At 58.5% G+C, this 330-nt stretch carries 1 pseudogene; it reads left to right on the forward strand.

What is annotated here, in order from left to right:
• A pseudogene (locus tag SB772_RS39670) lies at positions 1-237 on the forward strand (LysR family transcriptional regulator); the annotation flags it as partial.
• Between the last annotated feature and the right edge of the window lie 93 nt (positions 238-330).

Consider the following 330-nt stretch of genomic DNA (forward strand, 5'->3'; position numbering starts at 1 on the left):
CGGCTGGTTCGCTGCGGATTCGGTCACGCGATGATGCCGCTACCGCCGGTGAGGCAGGAAATTGAAAGTGGAGAGTTGCGCATTATTGCGAGCGAGCACGCACTCCCGCTGCAGGGCTTGGTAGTCAGCTATCTGGAAAATCGAGCGTCGGACGCCATTCGCTTTGTCGCTGAGCTCGCATGCCAGGAGTCCGACCGGTATATGCGTTCGTTACAGGCTCCGTTTGCTCCCGCATGAAAGTTACTCGCAACGGCTATGCAGCCTTGGCATAGCCGCAACTTAGCGGAATACCCGTCAGAAAGCAGATTCCGCTCGACTGATGGCCGCGCG

This window comes from Paraburkholderia sp. SIMBA_030, assembly GCF_046535245.1.
Taxonomy (GTDB): Bacteria; Pseudomonadota; Gammaproteobacteria; order Burkholderiales; family Burkholderiaceae; genus Paraburkholderia.